We start from the raw sequence: 15,776 nt of genomic DNA, 5'->3' as shown, positions 1-15,776 counted from the left end.
GCCACCAGCAGCAGCACCGGCAGCACCATGAACCAGGCCTTGTTGTTCCAGGTCTTTTCCATGGCTCTCAGGCCTCCGCTTCGACGAGGTGGGCATCGCGGTAGACGTTGACGCGGGCCGGATCGAACACCACGCGCGGGCTCGCCGGGATCGCCCGGCCCTCGGGCAGCACCGCGTTGAGCTCGTGCGGCCCGATCGCGCCGCGCAGGATGCGGTAGCGGCCGATGTCCTCGACGCTGCGCACGCTGATCGGCAGGCTGCCGGCGCCGTCGTCGAGGCGCACGAACTCCGGCCGGACGCCGATCTCGGTGCGGCCGGGCTGGGGCCGGTAGTGCTGGCCGAGCGCCACCGCATGCCCCCCCACCACCGCCCGGTCGCCCGCGACCTCGGCGGGCAGCACGTTCATGCCGGGCGAGCCGATGAAGTAGCCGACGAAGGTATGCTTCGGCCGCTCGAACAGTTCGGCCGGCGTGCCGACCTGAACCACCTCGCCGGCGTACATCACCACCACCTTGTCGGCGAAGGTCAGCGCCTCGGTCTGGTCGTGGGTGACGTAGACCATGGTGAAGCCATAGCGCCGGTGCAGCTGCTTCAGCTGCGAGCGCAGCTGCCACTTCATGTGCGGGTCGATGACGGTGAGCGGCTCGTCGAACAGGATCGCGTTGACGTCGGAGCGCACCAGCCCGCGCCCGAGCGAGATCTTCTGCTTCTGGTCGGCGGTCAGCCCGCGCGCCTTGCGCCTCGCCATCGGCCCGAGCCCGAGCATCTCGATCGTCTCGGCGACGCGCCGGTCGATCTCGGCTTGCGGCACTTTCCGGTTCTTCAGCGGGAAGGCGAGGTTCTCGGCCACCGTCATGGTGTCGTAGATCACCGGGAACTGGAACACCTGCGCGATGTTGCGCGCCTCGGTGGGAAGCAGCGTCACGTCGCGCTCGCCGAACACGACGCGGCCGTGCGAGGGGGTGATCAGGCCGGAGATGATGTTGAGCAGCGTGGTCTTGCCGCAGCCGGACGGCCCGAGCAGCGCATAGGCGCTGCCGTCCTCCCAGACCTGGTGCACCTCTTTGAGCGCGAAGTCGGCCTCGGTCTTCGGGCTCGGCAGGTAGCTGTGGGCGATGTGGTCGAGGGTGATGCGCGACATCGGATGGCTCTCCTCAGGCCGCGAGCGCGGCGGCGGGGGCCGCGGCGATGCTGCCGTCGCCGGCGAACAGGAAGAAGCGGTCGGGATCGAGCCAGACCGTCACCTGCTGGTCGACGTCGAGCGCCCGGATGCCGTGCACCAGCGCCACCCAGCGCTGCCCGGCAAAGTCGACATGAACAAAACTCTCCGAGCCGGTGATCTCGGTCACCGCCACTGTCGCCGTCACCGGGACTGCGCCGGGCACGGCGTCGAGGAACAGATGATGCGGCCGGAAGCCGATGGTGTAGACCGCGTCCCTGAGCCCCGCCGCCGCCCGGCCGGCGCCGATCTCGAAGCCGCCGGCAAAGCGCAGCGTCTCGTCGCGCTTTTCCACCCGGGCCACATTGAGCGGCGGGTCGGAGAAGGTCTGCGCCGCCTCGAGGTCGGCGGGCCGGTTGTAGACGTCGATGGTGCGGCCGAACTGGGTGACGCGCCCCTCGGCGAGCGTCGCGGTATTGCCGCCGAGCAGCAGCGCTTCCGACGGCTCCGTCGTCGCATAGACGAAGATCGCCCCCGACGCGGCGAAGATCTTCGGCAGCTCCATGCGCAGCTCTTCGCGCAGCTTGTAGTCGAGGTTGGCGAGCGGCTCGTCGAGCAGCACGAGGCCGGCGTCCTTGACGATCGCCCGCGCCAGCGCCGTGCGCTGCTGCTGGCCGCCCGAGAGGTTGAGCGGCGTGCGACCGAGGTACGGTGTCAGCCGCATCAGCTCGGCCGCCGACTTGACGCGCCGGTCGATCGTCGCGCCGTCGACGCCGGCGACGCGCATCGGCGAGGCGATGTTCTCGTAGACCGTCATCGCCGGGTAATTGATGAACTGCTGGTAGACCATGGCGACGTTGCGCTTTGCCACCGGCACGCCGACGATGCTCGTCCCGTCCATCCGGATCTCGCCCGACGTCGGCTTGTCCAGCCCCGCCATCAGCCGCATCAGCGTCGTCTTGCCCGACAGCGTCGGCCCGAGCAGCACGTTCAGCGTCCCCTTCTCGAGACGCAGCGACACGTCGTCGATATGAACGACCGCTCCAACACGCTTCGAGACGTTGCTGAGTTCCAGCATCCTGATCCTCCCCGGCAGGGCCGCGCCGCGGGCCATGCCCGCCGCACCGATCGCCCCGCAATCCTTGCCCGGCCCTCCGGCCGGTCGTCTCGGTCCGCCGGGAGCGGGCGCCTCCACGCCCTCTCCCGCCGGGTCGCGCTATTCCGCCGCGACGACGGTCTTGTGGTCGGCGCGATGATCGCGCATCCAGTCGTCGAGCGCCGCGATCTCCGCCGCCCCCAGCGTCAGGCCGAGCTTCGAGCGCCGCCAGACGACGTCCTCGGCCCGCTCGGCCCACTCGTTCTCCATCTGCCAGATCACCTCGCGCTCGGTGAGGTCGCCGCCGAAGCTGCGCCCCATGCCGGCCGCCGAGCCGACGCCGGCGAGCATCCGCCGGACGCGGGTGCCGTAGAGCCGCACCAGCCGGGCGACGTGGCGCGCGGCGAGATAGGGATGCGCCTTCGCGATCTCGGCGCAGAGCGCGGCATAGCCCTCGACCGGGAAGTCGCCGCCCGGCAGCGCCGCGCCGGCGGTCCAGCCCGGACCGCGCCGGCCGAGCGCCGCCTCGATCTTCTCGACCATCGCCTCGGCGAGGCGGCGGAAGGTGGTGATCTTGCCGCCGAAGATGTTGAGCAGCGGCGCCTCGCCGGGCGCGCCCTCGACCTTCAGCACATAGTCGCGCGTTGCTTCCTGCGCCTTGGAGGCGCCGTCGTCATAGAGCGGGCGCACCCCCGAATAGGTCCAGACGATGTCGCCCCGCGTCACCGGCTGGGTAAAATACTCGCTGGCGGCGGCGCAGAGATAGTCGATCTCGCCGTCGGTGATCGCAACGCTGGCCGGATCGCCGTTGTAGTCCTGGTCGGTGGTGCCGATCAGGGTGAAATCCTGCTCGTAGGGGATCGCGAAGATGATGCGGCCGTCGGCGTTCTGGAAGATGTAGCAGCGATCGTGCTCGAACATCTTGCGCACGACGATGTGGCTGCCCTGCACGAGGCGGACGTTGCGGGCGTCGTTCATGCCGACGGTGCCGTTCAGTACCTTGTCGACCCACGGCCCCGCCGCGTTGACGATCAGCTTCGCCCGGACCTCGGTCACCTCGCCGGTGCGTTCGTCGCGGATGTCGGCGCGCCAGACGCCGCCCTCGCGGCGGGCCGAGACGACCCGGCTGCGGGTGCGGATGCTGGCGCCGCGGTCGGCGGCGTCGCGGGCGTTGAGCACCACGAGGCGGGCGTCGTCGACCCAGCAATCGGAATATTCGAACGCCTTGCCGAACAGCGGCTTCAGCGGCCGGCCGGCCGGATCGCGGGAAAGATCCAGCGTCTTCGTCGGCGGCAGCAGCTTGCGGCCGCCGAGGTGGTCGTAGAAGAACAGGCCGAGGCGCAGCAGCCAGGCCGGGCGCAGGCCGGCGTGATGCGGCAGGATGAAACGCAGCGGGCGGATGATGTGCGGCGCGGCCGACCACAGCACCTCGCGCTCCATCAGCGCTTCGCGGACCAGCCGGAATTCATAGTGCTCGAGATAGCGCAGGCCGCCGTGCACCAGCTTGGTCGACCACGACGAGGTGCCGCTGGCGAGATCGTTCATCTCGGCGAGGCAGACCGAAAAGCCCCGGCCGACCGCATCGCGGGCGATGCCGCAGCCGTTGATTCCGCCACCGACGATGAGGATGTCATACTCGCCCAAGACGCGCCCCTCTCGCTCGCAACGGCGCTCCCCGGAGGTTAGCCGTCACGCGTCGTCAGCAGAGCTAAATCGAAATAAATCGCGCGTCAAACGAAAAAATTCCGCGCCGCTTCGCACCTGCGGGAAGCCGTTGGCAGGGCGAGAGATTCGTGCGGGAGCAGGTCGGGAGGCAAGGACGAGTCGCCGGTTTCGACGATGCGATCATCGCCGATATCGGTCGCCGGACGAGGCATTCCTTCCCTTCTCCCCTCGCGGGAGAAGGTGGCGCGCAGCGCCGGATGAGGGGGATTCTTCCCGTCTCTCCATGACGAAACGGTAAGGCCGCACCCCTCATCCGCCCTTCGGGCACCTTCTCCCGCAAGGGGAGAAGGGGAGGGTTGCCGGCGCCGGGGATCACCCCGGGGTGGAGTTCGACGGATCGCGAGGCAGCTGCCCGACCACGGCGTCGCCCCGGCACGGGCCGTACGGCCTGCAAGTGCTCCTTTCCAAAAATCCGAAATTCAACCGAAGATCGCCGTATCCCTGTTTTCGTTTGACGCGCCGGCGAAACCGCGGCCATGCTGGCGGCAAAAGCACCGGCCGACCGGCGCCGGACATGAGCGGGAGGATCGCATGGGCGGGACGGGATTTGCGGCGGATCTGTTCGCCGGACGCACGGTGCTGGTCACCGGCGCGCGCAGCGGCATCGGCGCCGCGGTGGCGCGCGGGCTACTCGCCTGCGGCGCCCGGGTGCTGGCGCACACCGGGCGGCAGGAGGCCGGACCGGACGACGACCTCTTCGCCGGCCTTGCCCCGGACGCCCCGCGCCCCGAGACCTTTGCTGCCGATCTCGCCGCCGACGGTGCCGCCGAGGCGCTCGCCGCCGCGATCATCGCGCGCACCGACCGCCTCGACGGGCTGATCAACAACGCCGGTACCATGCTCGGCCGCGTCGCGGCGGACGCGGTCGATGCGGCGCAGTTTGCGAAGGTGGTCGACCTCAACGCCCGTTCGGCGGTGCTGCTCACCGCCGGGCTGCTGCCGCTGCTGCGGGCCAGCGGCGATGCCGCCATCGTCAACACGGTATCGATCTCGGCCCGCACCGGCGGCAGCCCCGGCTCGTCGCTCTACAGCGCGGCAAAAGCCTTCGTCGCCACCTGGACCCGCAGCCTCGCGAAAGAACTCGCCCCCGACGGCATCCGCGTCAACGCTGTCTCGCCGGGCACGATCATGACGGATTTCCACCGCCGCTATTCGACGCCGGAAAAGCTCGACGCCACCGCCCGCCAGATCCCCCTCGCCCGCCTCGGCACCCCGGACGACTGCACCGCCGCCTACCTCTACCTCGCCTCGCCCAAGCTCTCGGGCTACGTGACTGGGCAGACGATCGAGGTGAACGGGGGGCAGTTGCTGGCTTGAGGGGTGGCGGCGGCCCTGCCGTGCGGCCTGCCCCCTCCCGTGCTTCGCACCTCCCCCGCTTCGCAGGAGAGGGGACGTTGGGGGACAGGACCTTCGCAAAGCTAACGTTTCGCCGAACCTAGACGCCGCTGGAAGTGGAAAACTCTCCTCCTGCGTCCCCTCTCCCGCTTGCGGGGGAGGTGCGAAGCACGGGAGGGGGGAGGCCACACGGCAGGCCTCCCAGCCTCCTCAGGACATCAGGCGATCAGCCCGTACTGCCGCGCCTTGTTGCGCAGGAACGGCAGGCCGCGGTCGAGGATTTCCTGGCGGTTCTTCGCCACCGGCCGCCAGACCGAGAGGTCCGAGCCGACCTGCGGCGGCAGCTCGATGAAGCTCTCCATCGCGAGGCCGCCCGTGAAGCCGATCGCGGCGAGCGCCGCATAGACCTCGTCCCACGCCACGGTGCCCTCGCCCGGAACGCCGCGGTCGCTTTCGGAGAGGTGGATGTATTTGAGGTGCCCGCGCGCCTTCAGGATGCCGTTCGCCTGGCCCTTTTCCTCGATGTTCATGTGGTAGGTGTCGAGGTGCAGGAAGACGTTGGGCTGGCCGACCTTCTCGATCAGCGCCACGGTCTGCTCGGCGGTGTTGAGCAGGTGGTTCTCGTAGCGGTTGACCGCCTCGATGCCGAGCTCGAGCCCGAGCGCTGCCGCCATCTTCGCGGTCTTCTCGACGACGCGCGCGGTGGCGTCGTACTCGGCCTCGGTCGGCGGCTGGCCGGTGCGCTGGCCGATCGCGCCGTAGACGACGCCCGACAGCGCCTTGGCGCCGCACTCGGCCGACTTGTTCAGCGCCGCCTCGAGGAATTCCAGCGCCCCTTCGGGGTTGTTGGTCGGCAGCTTGTCTTTCGGCAGGCCGAGCGAGCAGATCGCGACCATCTCGTGCTTGTCGAGCAGCGCGCGCGTGTGCGGCCCGTCGACGGCCGGCGGGTCGAGCAGGCAGATCTCGACGAAGTCGAGCTTGTACTTCGCCGCCTCGGGGATGGCGAACTCCGCCGCTTTGGGGGTCCAGTCGAGCGACCAGAGGCTGGTGTGGATGCCGAAACCGTGCATGGAAGCGTTTCCTCCAGAGTTGAGTCTTGTTGAGCGTCGAAGGACTTGATGGTGGAAGCCGAGGACGGCCGCCGCCCGCTAGCGGCGCTTCGGCAGGTAGCGGGCGAGGCCCCAGCGGATCACCATGACGAGGATCAGGAACACGCCCCACATGGCGGTGGCGAGGTGCTGGTTGGCGCCGAGCAGGTTGAGCCCCGAGGCCATCACCTGCAGGATCACCAGCGCGACCAGCACCGGCAGCACGCGGCCGAAGCCGCCGAACGGATCGACGCGGCCGAGGAAGCAGGCGAGCACGGTGATCAGCAGGTAGGCCTCACCGTGCCCGACGCGCACCGAGTTGAAGCGCGACAGCATGACGACGCCGGCGATGCCGCACATCAGGCCCGACAGCGTGTAGACCAGCGTCAGCGTGCGCCGCGTATCGATGCCCGAATAGCGCGTCGCCTCGATGTTCGAGCCGATCATGTAGACGTTGAAGCCGAGCCGGGTGCGGGTCAAAAGCACGTGCCAGAGCAGCACGCAGACACCGAGGATCCACAGCGGCATCGGGATGCCGCCGAGTGTGCCGTGACCGATGAAGCTGACGAAGGGCGGAAAGCCCGACACGTCGCCGCCGCGCGTCATGAACTCGCCGAGGCCGCGCAGGAAGATCATCATGCTGAGCGAGACGAGGATCGGGTGCGCGCCGGTATAGGCGATCGCGACGCCCATCACCCAGCCGATGAACGCGCCGACGCCGAGCGCCGCCACGACGCCGAGAACATAGGCGCCGGTGCCCGCATCGACGCCGCCATAGGCCTGCATGGTCCAGGCGAGCGTCAGCGCCGAGATGTTGGCGGTGAAGGTGATCGCGAGGTTGAAGCCGCCCGAGATGATCGGGATCAGCATGGCGAGCGTCAGCAGCCCGAGTTCGGGCAGCTGGAACGCGATCGACGCAAACGTCGGGCCGGACAGGAAGCGGCTGTTCGACAGCGCGAACACCATGACGACGATGGCGAGGAAGCCGAGCAGGCCGCCGATCTCGGCGAAGCCGCCGAACGGGCTGCGCGCCGCCGGGTTGCCGGGCGAGGTGGGGCCGCTCATCGGGACACTCCGCTGTCTGCTTTGCGCGCCGCGCCGCGGCGGGCGCTGTTCTTCATGGCGGTGACGAGGTCGCCGACGCCGCTGTTCGACAGCGTGATGGCGATCAGGATCACCGCGCCGACGATCATCTTGAAGGCGTAGGGCGAGACGCCGAGCAGGTTGAGGCCGTTCTGGGTGATGGTGACGAGGGCGACGCCGAGGATCGCGCCAAGGATGGTGCCGCGGCCGCCGCCGAGCCGGGCACCGCCGAGCACCACGGCGGCGAGCACGTCGAGCTCGCGGCCGTAGAGCGCGTTCGGCACCACTTCTTGCGCGTAATGCGCCTGCATCAACCCGGCGATGCCGGCGGTGATGCCGAGCCAGCCGAAGGCGAGGTAGTGCATCGCGCCGATGTTGATGCCGACGCGGCGCGCGCCTTCCGGATTGTCGCCCATGGCATAGAGCTGGCGGCCGATGGTGAGCCGGCGAATGAGCAGCCAGGTGGCGAACACCACGGCGAGCATGACGACCACCGGCAGCGTCAGTTCGGCCCAGCCGCTCGCCGTCTCCATCTCGAACAGCACGACGCGCGAGGTCCACCAGCTCGGCAGGTTGTAGATCGAGACGCCCTGCGTGAAGAACATCAGCGCGCCGAAGAACAGGTTGAACGTCGCGATCGTCACCACGATCGAGATGATGCGGAAGTGGTAGATCAGCGCCGCGTTGAAGGCGCCGAGCAGGAAGCCGATGCCGCCCGCGATCAGCACGCCCGAGATCCAGCCGCCGCCGCCGATCTGCTGCAGGGCGAGCGCGGTGAGGTACTGCACCACCGAGGCGGCGACCGCGAACGAGATGTCGATGCCACCCGCGATCAGCACCACCAGCAGCCCGACCGCGAAGATCACGTTGACGGCCGAAATGTTGAGCAGGTCGAGCAGGTTGACCAGCGTGAAGAAGGTGTCGGTCGTCAGCGCGAGGAACAGGCAGAGCAGCGCGATGACGACGGCGAGCGCCCGCTCGGTGGAGCCGAGCCGCGGCAGCGCGAAGCGCGGGCCGGCGGCGGGGGTGGTGTCAGGCATGGACGGCCTCCTCGATGGCGTCGATGTCGTCCCGGCCGGGCACGTAGTCGGCGATGATGCGGCCGTCGCGCATGTGCAGGATGCGGTCGGAGTTGTAGTAGACCTCGGGAATCTCGTCTGAAATCAGCAGGATCGCCATGCCGGCCTCGGCGAGGCGGTGCACGATCTCGAAGATGCCGGCGCGCGCGCCGACGTCGACGCCGACGGTGGGCGAATCGAGGATCAGCACCTTCGGCTCGGTGGCGAGCCATTTCGCCAGCACGATGCGCTGCTGGTTGCCGCCCGAAAGCGTCGAGACCGCATGCTCCGGCGCGCCGATCTTGACGGCGAGCTGGCGGATCCAGTCGTCGACCAGCGCCGCCTTGCGGCGCTTCGACAAGAGGCCGAGCGCGTCGACCAGCTTGCCGAGCACGGGCAGCGCGATGTTGTCGGCGATCGACTGCGGCTGGACGAGGCCGAGCGACAGCCGGTCCTCGGAGACATAGGCGATGCCGGCGCGGATCGCGTCGCGGTTGGACCGGAAGTCGGTGACCTCGCCGCCGAGCCGGATCGTGCCGCGGTCGGGACGCGTCATGCCGAACAGGCTGAGCGCGAGCTCGGTGCGTCCGGCGCCGAGCCGGCCGGTGAGGCCGACGACCTCGCCGCGGCGGACGACGAGGTCGATTTCCGCATAGTCGCCCTCGCGGCCGAGCCCTTCCACGGACAGCACCGCCGGGGCGGCGGAGCGGTCGGCGGCGCGGACGCTCTGGTCGAAATTGCGCCCGGTCATCAGCTCGGTCAGCCGGGTCTGCGTCATACCCTTGGTCGGATAGGTGCCGACATAGCGACCGTCGCGCAGCACCGTCACCCGCGAGCAGACGTCGAGCACCTCGGCGAGGCGATGGCTGACGAAGACGACGGCGATGCCTTCCGATGCCAGCCGGCGCACGATGACGAGCAGCGCGTCGGTCTCGCCCTTCGACAGCGATGCCGTCGGCTCGTCCATGAAGACGAGGCGGGCGTCGGCGACCAGCGCCCGGCAGATGGCGACCATCTGGCGCTGGGCGATCGAGAGTTCGCGCACCGGCTTCTCGAGGTCGATGGCGACGCCGAGCCGGTCGAGCATGCGGCCCGCGATCTGGCGGATGCGGCCATAGTCGACCAGGCGCGGCCGGGCGCCGAGGTTCTGCTCGAAAGCGATGTTCTCGGCGACGCTCATCTCGGGAAAGAGGGCGAGATCCTGCCAGATCACCTGGATGCCGAGGCTGCGGGCGAGGCCCGGGGTCAGCTTGTCCATCGGCTTGCCGTCGAACAGCATCGTCCCGCCGGCTTCCGGCTGGTAGACGCCGCTGATGATCTTGATCAGCGTGCTCTTGCCGCAGCCGTTCTCGCCGGCGAGGCACAGCACTTCGCCCGGCGCGATGTCGAAGCGGACGTCCTGCAGCGCCTTGACGCCGCCGAACACCTTCGAGATGCCCTCGAGCTGGATCAGCAGGGGCGCGGCGGCGTCGGTCGACTGCGGCCGCAACGCGGCGGATTGGGGGTCGATGTCGGTCATCGCCTCGCTCGATTTGTCCGGAACCTCGGCACGGCTCTGCCGGCGGCACCGGGCGGCTGATGGCAGGCCGTCGGCCGGTGCGGAAAAAGACGAGGGGCGGCGGACGGCGACCGCGGTCGCCGATGGAGGAGGGCCGCCCCTCGAGGGGACCGTCGCGGGAGTGGCGACGGGCGGGGGATCGCGTCAGGCGTCGATCAGAGGCCCATCTCGGCGAGGCCGTCGATGGTGTCCTTGTTCAGCTCGACGAGCTGGTCGACGATGATGTTCTTCGAGCCGGCTTCGGGGTTGATCGTGCCGAGGCCCGGAACTTCCGTGCCCGCCTTGATCTCTTCGCCCTTCACCAGCATGTCGCCGAGCGTGACGAACACCTTGCCGGCTTCCTTCGGGTTCCACATGAAGCCGCCCGAGAGCACGCCGTCGTGGATCAGCTTCTGGCCCTGGCCGGGCGAGAACGGCCCGAGCACGACCACTTCACCGGCCTTGCGGCGCTCTTCCACGGCACGCGCGGCGCCGATCGGGCCCTGGCTGCCGAAGGCGAGGAAGCCCTTCAGGTCCGGATGCGCGCGCATCAGGTCGAGCGCGGTGCGGCGGCTGTCGTCGACGTTCTCGGCGACGCCGTAACGCTCGCCGACGAGTTCCATCTCGGGGTTGTTCGCCTTGAGATAGGCGATCGCGGCGTCGGCCCAGGCGTTGTGCAGCGGCACGGTGAGCGAGCCGACGAACACGGCGTACTTGCCGGTGCCGCCCATCAGGTCGGCCATCAGCTTGCCGTAGGCGTCGCCGAAGCCCTCGACCGAGGCGAGCTCGAAGTTCCAGTCGACGTTCCGCTGGTTCGGGCTCTCGTGGGTGATCACCTTGATGCCCTGGGCGCGGGCGCGCTCGAGCACCGGCTCCAGCACCTCGGCGTCGTTCGGCACCACGCCGATGACGTCGACGCCCTGGGCGATCAGGTCTTCGACCGCGCGCACCTGCAGCGCGGGATCAGCGCTGGTCGGTCCGATCATGAAGGCGTCGACGCCGAGCGCGGCGCCTTGCTCCTTGATGCCGGCTTCCATGGCGTTGAACCACGGGATGCCGCCGATCTTCACGACGACACCGATGCGGGTCTGGTCGGCAAGGGCTGTGCCGGCCATCAGGCCGAACGCCAGCACGCCGGCGACAAGCGCCGGCAGGGAACGAAGTGCCATGTTTCCTCCTCCTGTCACGCCTGCGAACGGCCGCGGGCGAGATCGACCGGATTGCCCGGTTCTTCGATGATGACTGTCGGCCGGCACACCGAAGGCCCGGTGGAGACCCGGTCCCAGGCGCCGCCGCCAATCGACAAGCTGAAACGCTAAATCCATTTAGCATTTTCGTCAAGACCGTCTATAATCGATTGAACGACGCGTGCCGGTCCGTTCGCATCGCCGAGGGTGCCGGCGTATGCGTTCAGCGGAGAACCAGAAGTCGCCGCCATGCCGGGGCCGCAAGGCTCGGATGGAAGGCGACCGGATCGAGATGTGCATGGGCGAGGCGCGCACGAGCGACGGGGAGACACGCACGATGGCGGAGAAGGGCGAGTCCGGGAAATCCGGGCCGGGGAAAGCCGGCGGTGGCAGCCGAAAATCCACGATCTACGATATCGCCACGGCGACGCAGACGTCGCCCGCCACCGTCAGCATGGTCCTCAACGGCACCTGGCAGCGCTACCGAATCAGCGAGGACACGGCGCTGCGCGTCGCCGAGGCGGCCCGGGCGCTGGGCTATGCCGTCAACATGAAGGCGCGCGCGCTGCGCCTGTCACGCTCGGGCCTCGCCGGCATGGTGATCCCGCACTACCGCAACCGCTTCTTCGCCGACCTCGCCGAGGAGTTCGAATCGCGCGCCCGCACCCGCGGCCTCTGTCCGATGGTGGTGAGCGGCCTGCGCGACCCGGTCACCGAGCGCTCGGTCGCCGAAACGCTGCTGTCGCATCAGGTCGAGTTCCTGTTCTTCGCCGGCGTCGCCCATCCCGAGCCGCTCAACAGGCTCTGCTCGGCGGCCGGCGTGCCGAGCGTCAACGTCGATCTTCCCGGCGAGGCGGCGCCCTCCGTCGTCACCGACAACCGGGCCGGCGCCTACCGGCTCACCCGCCATCTCGCCGAGCACGCGGCAACGCGCGCCGGACCCGCCGCCCGCATCGATTTCCTCGGCGGCGTTCCCGACGAGTTCGCCACCGACGGCCGCGTCGCCGGCTTCCGCGACGCGCTCACCGAGCGCGACGGCGCGCCGCCGCCCGAAGACCGGATCCGCCGCTGCGGCTACTGGCCGGAGGAATCGCAAGCTGCCGTCGCCGCCCTGCACGCCGAGCTCGGCCGCCTTCCCGACGCCCTCTTCGTCAATTCGCTCAGCGCCTTCGAGGGCGTGGTGCAGTATTTCCGCAGCCTCGACGACGAGCCCTGGCACGACTGCGCCATCGGCTGCTTCGACTGGGATCCCTTCGCCGCGTTCCTGCCGTTCCCGGTCGCCATGGTCCGCCAGGACGTCGCCACCATGATCGACGTCGCCTTCGCGCGCATCGCCGGTGGCGAGACCACCGGCACCACGCTGATCCCGCCGCTGTTCGTGCCGAACGACGGCCGCGTCATGCGCGGGGCGGGCTCCGAACGCCGGCCACAGGCCAGCGTCCGCCAGTCCGCCCCGGCGGGCTGAACCAACAAGAAACGACCGCGCCACAGGCCGCACCAGACGGCCGCCTCCGACGAGGAGGGCGCCAAGGGAAACGACCGAGGGAGACGAAACGGTCATGACGGAGACTTTTCTCGGCATCGACATCGGCACGTCGGCCGTGAAGGCGGTGCTGGTGGACACGGGCCAGCGCCTGCTCGCCAGCGAAAGCCGCCCCATGCCGACGGCGCGCCCGCGCCCCGGCTGGTCCGAGCAGGATCCCGAGCTCTGGTGGCGCACCGTCGTCGCCGTGCTCGCCGACCTGCGCGACAAGGCCGGCGCGCCCTATCGCAGCGTCGCCGCGATCGGCCTGTCGGGCCAGATGCACGGCGCGGTGCTGCTCGGCGCGGACGACCGGCCGCTGCGCCCGGCGATCCTCTGGAACGACGCCCGTGCCACCGCCGAATGCCGCGACCTCGAGGCCGCCGTGCCCGGCTTCGGCCGCATCGCCGGCGTCGGCGCCATGCCCGGCCTCACCGCGCCGAAGCTGCTCTGGCTGCAGCGCCACGAGCCGGACGTCTTCGCCCGCATCGCCTGCGTGATGCTGCCGAAGGACTACGTGCGCCTGCAACTGACCGGCGAGAAGCTCACCGACATGTCGGACGCTGCGGGCGCCCTCTTCCTCGACGAGGCGGCGCGGACGTGGAGCGCGCCGATTCTCGCCGCCTGCGGCCTCGGCGAACATCAGATGCCGGCGCTCACCGAAAGCCCAGCCGCCGCCGGGCGCCTGACCCGCGCCGCCGCCGAAGTGCTCGGGCTCGACGCCGACCGGCCGGGCGGCATCGTCGTCGCCGGCGGCGCCGGCGATGCGGCGGCCGGCGCGCTCGGCGTCGGCGCGGTGACGGGCGGCGACGCCTTCATCTCGCTCGGTACCTCGGCCCAGCTCTTCGTGACGACGGATAGTTACCGGCCGGCGCCCGAAACCGTGGTGCACGCCTTCGCCCATGCCATGCCCGCCACCTGGTACCAGATGGGCGCGATGCTGAACGGCGCGAGCTGCGTCGGCTTCATCGCCCGTCTGCTCGGCGCGGACGACGTCGACGCGCTGGTCGCCCGCAGCGCGGACGCCTACGCCGGCCCGCAGCGGCTCTTGTTCCTGCCCTATCTCGTCGGCGAGCGGACGCCGCACGACGATCCGGACGCCCGCGGCGTGCTGTTCGGCCTCGATCCGGCCACGACGCAGGAAGCCGCGGTGCAGGCGGTGCTCGAAGGCGTCGCCTATTCGCTGGCCGAGGCGCGCGACTGCCTCGCCGCCGCCGGCACCGACCTCGGCCACGCCGCGATCATCGGCGGCGGCGCGCGCAGCCCGTTCTGGACCCGGATCATCGCGTCGGTGCTCGGCGTGCCGATCGTGCGCTACCGCGGCGGCGAGACCGGCCCGGCCTTCGGCGCCGCCCGCCTCGCGCGGATGGCGGCGACCGGCGAAGGCGCCGAGGTCTGCACCAAGCCGGAGGTGGAGGCGGTCGTCGAGCCCGACCCCGCCTTCCGCGACGCCTATGCGGAGGGCCTCGCCCGCTACAAGCGGCTCTACCGTGCCCTCCGGCCGGAGTTCCGCGCATGACCCGCACCGCCCCCGACGGGGCCGTCGTCGCCGTGTTCGACGTCGGCAAGACCAACGTCAAGCTCAACGCCGTCTCCACCGACGGCACCGTGCTGGAAGCGCTGTCGACGCCGAACGACGTGCATCCCGGCCCGCCGTTCCGCCACCACGACCTGCCGCGCCTCGAAGCCTGGCTGCTCGCCGGCCTCGCGGAGCTCGCCGGCCGGCACCGGCTCGGCTGGGTGGTGACCAGCGGCCACGGGTCGGGCGGCGTCCTCGTCGACGACACCGGCCCGGTGCTGCCGATGATCGACTACGAACAACCGCTGCCCGAGGATTTCCAGGACGAATACCGCGCCGCCGCCGGCCCGTTCTTCGACCGCGGCAGCGCCGTGATGATGGCGGCGACGCACCAGGCGCGGCAGTTGATGTGGTTCGAGCGCGAGTTTCCGGACGAGGTCGCCCGCGCCCGCTGGCTGCTCGGCGTGCCGCAGTACTGGGCGTTCCGGCTGTCGGGCGTCGCCGCAGCGGAATACAGCCTGCTCGGCGCGCAGTCGCATCTCTGGAACGTGCCCGAACACTGCAACGCGGCGATCGTCGCCGCCCGCGGCTGGGAGCGGCTGATGCCGCCGATCGCCCCGGCCTGGGCGAGCCTCGGCCCGGTCCGCGCCGATCTCGCCGCACGCTGGAACCTGCCGCCGGATCTCTCAATCCTCTGCGGCGTGCATGATTCCTCGGCCAACTTCTACCGCTACAAGGCGGCCGGTCTCGACGGGCTGACGCTGCTCTCGACCGGCACCTGGATCGTCGGCCTGCGCCGCACCGACGACCTGTCTCTCGTCTCGGAAGTGCGCGGCATGACGCTGAACGCCGACCTCGCCGGCCGGCCGGTGGCCGGGGCGCTCACCATGGGCGGGCGCGAGTTCGCCCTCGTCGCCGGCGACGGCGCGGCGCTGAAGCGGGCCGATCCCGCCCTCGTCGCGGCGCTGGTCGCCCGCGGCACCTTCGCCGTGCCGTCGTTCGGCAGCGAGGACGGGCTGTTTCCGGGCAGCGGCGGGCGCGGCCGCATCGAAGGCCCGCCGCCCGAAACGCCGGAGGAACGCAGGGCGCTCGCGACGCTCTACACCGCCCTCCTCGCCGACGTCTGCCTCTCGGCGCTGCAGGCGGAGGGCCAGGTCGTGCTCGACGGCAGCTTCGTGCGCGACCCGCTGTTCGCGAGCCTCGTCGCCGCGCTGCGCCCGGGCAAGCCGATGCTCTACAGCCTCGACGCCGACGGCGTCGCGGCCGGTGCGGCGCTGCTCGCGACCCACACGGCGCGCACGGCTCCGGTCGAGATCCCGCTCGAAACCCCCGCGCCGCTCGACCTGCCGGCCCTTGCCGCCTACCGCGCGCGCTGGCTCGCCCTCGCCGAGGCCGGCGACCGTTCACCCGCCGGCGGCCACGCCGCCGGCGCCCCTCACTCCAACACCAAGAACGCCTGACAAGGAG

The 15,776-nt window shown here is 70.3% G+C and carries 12 protein-coding genes; 4 read left to right on the top strand and 8 right to left on the bottom strand.

Features of this window, described 5'->3' with window-relative positions; all coding sequences use genetic code 11:
* Positions 1 to 67 precede the first annotated feature (67 nt).
* From I5731_RS09765 to glpD, 3 genes are all read right to left on the bottom strand, one after another.
* A complete protein-coding gene (locus I5731_RS09765) occupies positions 68 to 1,141 on the bottom strand; it encodes an ABC transporter ATP-binding protein (protein ID WP_197310601.1) in 1,074 nt (357 codons plus the stop codon).
* 13 nt (positions 1,142 to 1,154) lie between these two features.
* A complete protein-coding gene (locus I5731_RS09760) occupies positions 1,155 to 2,237 on the bottom strand; it encodes an ABC transporter ATP-binding protein (RefSeq protein WP_197311146.1) in 1,083 nt (360 codons plus the stop codon).
* Between the two features lie 138 nt (positions 2,238 to 2,375).
* Complete coding sequence (gene glpD, locus I5731_RS09755; RefSeq protein ID WP_197311145.1) at positions 2,376 to 3,899, bottom strand: glycerol-3-phosphate dehydrogenase; 1,524 nt, start codon at positions 3,897 to 3,899, stop codon at positions 2,376 to 2,378.
* Positions 3,900 to 4,511: 612 nt separating this feature from the next.
* Between glpD and I5731_RS09750 the strand changes: the two genes are divergently transcribed.
* Complete coding sequence (locus I5731_RS09750; RefSeq protein WP_197311144.1) at positions 4,512 to 5,297, top strand: SDR family NAD(P)-dependent oxidoreductase; 786 nt, start codon at positions 4,512 to 4,514, stop codon at positions 5,295 to 5,297.
* 236 nt (positions 5,298 to 5,533) lie between these two features.
* On the opposite strand, the gene I5731_RS09745 is transcribed toward I5731_RS09750, so the two are convergent.
* The 5 genes from I5731_RS09745 to I5731_RS09725 form a co-directional block, all read right to left on the bottom strand.
* Positions 5,534 to 6,385 (bottom strand): sugar phosphate isomerase/epimerase family protein, encoded by an 852-nt coding sequence (locus I5731_RS09745; RefSeq protein ID WP_197311143.1) that lies wholly within the window; start codon positions 6,383 to 6,385, stop codon positions 5,534 to 5,536.
* 78 nt (positions 6,386 to 6,463) lie between these two features.
* The gene (locus I5731_RS09740) at positions 6,464 to 7,468 is read right to left on the bottom strand and encodes an ABC transporter permease (protein WP_197311142.1); all 1,005 of its coding nucleotides are present in this window, start codon (positions 7,466 to 7,468) and stop codon (positions 6,464 to 6,466) included.
* Positions 7,465 to 8,526, bottom strand: coding sequence for an ABC transporter permease (locus I5731_RS09735; protein ID WP_197311141.1), 1,062 nt, complete (start codon positions 8,524 to 8,526; stop codon positions 7,465 to 7,467). Before I5731_RS09735 ends, I5731_RS09740 begins: the two co-directional genes overlap by 4 nt.
* Positions 8,519 to 10,063: a sugar ABC transporter ATP-binding protein gene (locus I5731_RS09730; RefSeq protein ID WP_197311140.1), complete on the bottom strand. Its 1,545-nt coding sequence runs from the start codon at positions 10,061 to 10,063 to the stop codon at positions 8,519 to 8,521. The genes I5731_RS09735 and I5731_RS09730 overlap by 8 nt, the downstream gene beginning before the upstream one ends.
* A 194-nt stretch (positions 10,064 to 10,257) precedes the next feature.
* The gene (locus I5731_RS09725; RefSeq protein WP_235981690.1) at positions 10,258 to 11,196 is read right to left on the bottom strand and encodes a substrate-binding domain-containing protein; all 939 of its coding nucleotides are present in this window, start codon (positions 11,194 to 11,196) and stop codon (positions 10,258 to 10,260) included.
* Between the two features lie 409 nt (positions 11,197 to 11,605).
* Here I5731_RS09725 and I5731_RS09720 point away from each other — a divergent pair, with 409 nt between their 5' ends.
* From I5731_RS09720 to I5731_RS09710, 3 genes are all read left to right on the top strand, one after another.
* On the top strand, positions 11,606 to 12,733 hold the full coding sequence (locus tag I5731_RS09720) for a LacI family DNA-binding transcriptional regulator (protein ID WP_197311138.1): 1,128 nt from the start codon (positions 11,606 to 11,608) through the stop codon (positions 12,731 to 12,733).
* Between the two features lie 94 nt (positions 12,734 to 12,827).
* A complete protein-coding gene (gene xylB, locus I5731_RS09715) occupies positions 12,828 to 14,309 on the top strand; it encodes a xylulokinase (protein ID WP_197311137.1) in 1,482 nt (493 codons plus the stop codon).
* Positions 14,306 to 15,769 carry an FGGY family carbohydrate kinase gene (locus tag I5731_RS09710; protein WP_197311136.1) on the top strand — a complete coding sequence of 488 codons (1,464 nt, stop codon included), beginning with the start codon at positions 14,306 to 14,308 and terminating at the stop codon, positions 15,767 to 15,769. The genes xylB and I5731_RS09710 overlap by 4 nt, the downstream gene beginning before the upstream one ends.
* Positions 15,770 to 15,776: the final 7 nt, after the last annotated feature.

The sequence above is a fragment of the Methylobrevis albus genome (assembly GCF_015904235.1).
In the GTDB taxonomy this organism is placed as follows: Bacteria; Pseudomonadota; Alphaproteobacteria; order Rhizobiales; family Pleomorphomonadaceae; genus Methylobrevis_A; species Methylobrevis_A albus.
Note: the sequence above shows the minus strand (reverse complement) of the source record. Positions and strands in the feature narration are given on the sequence as shown.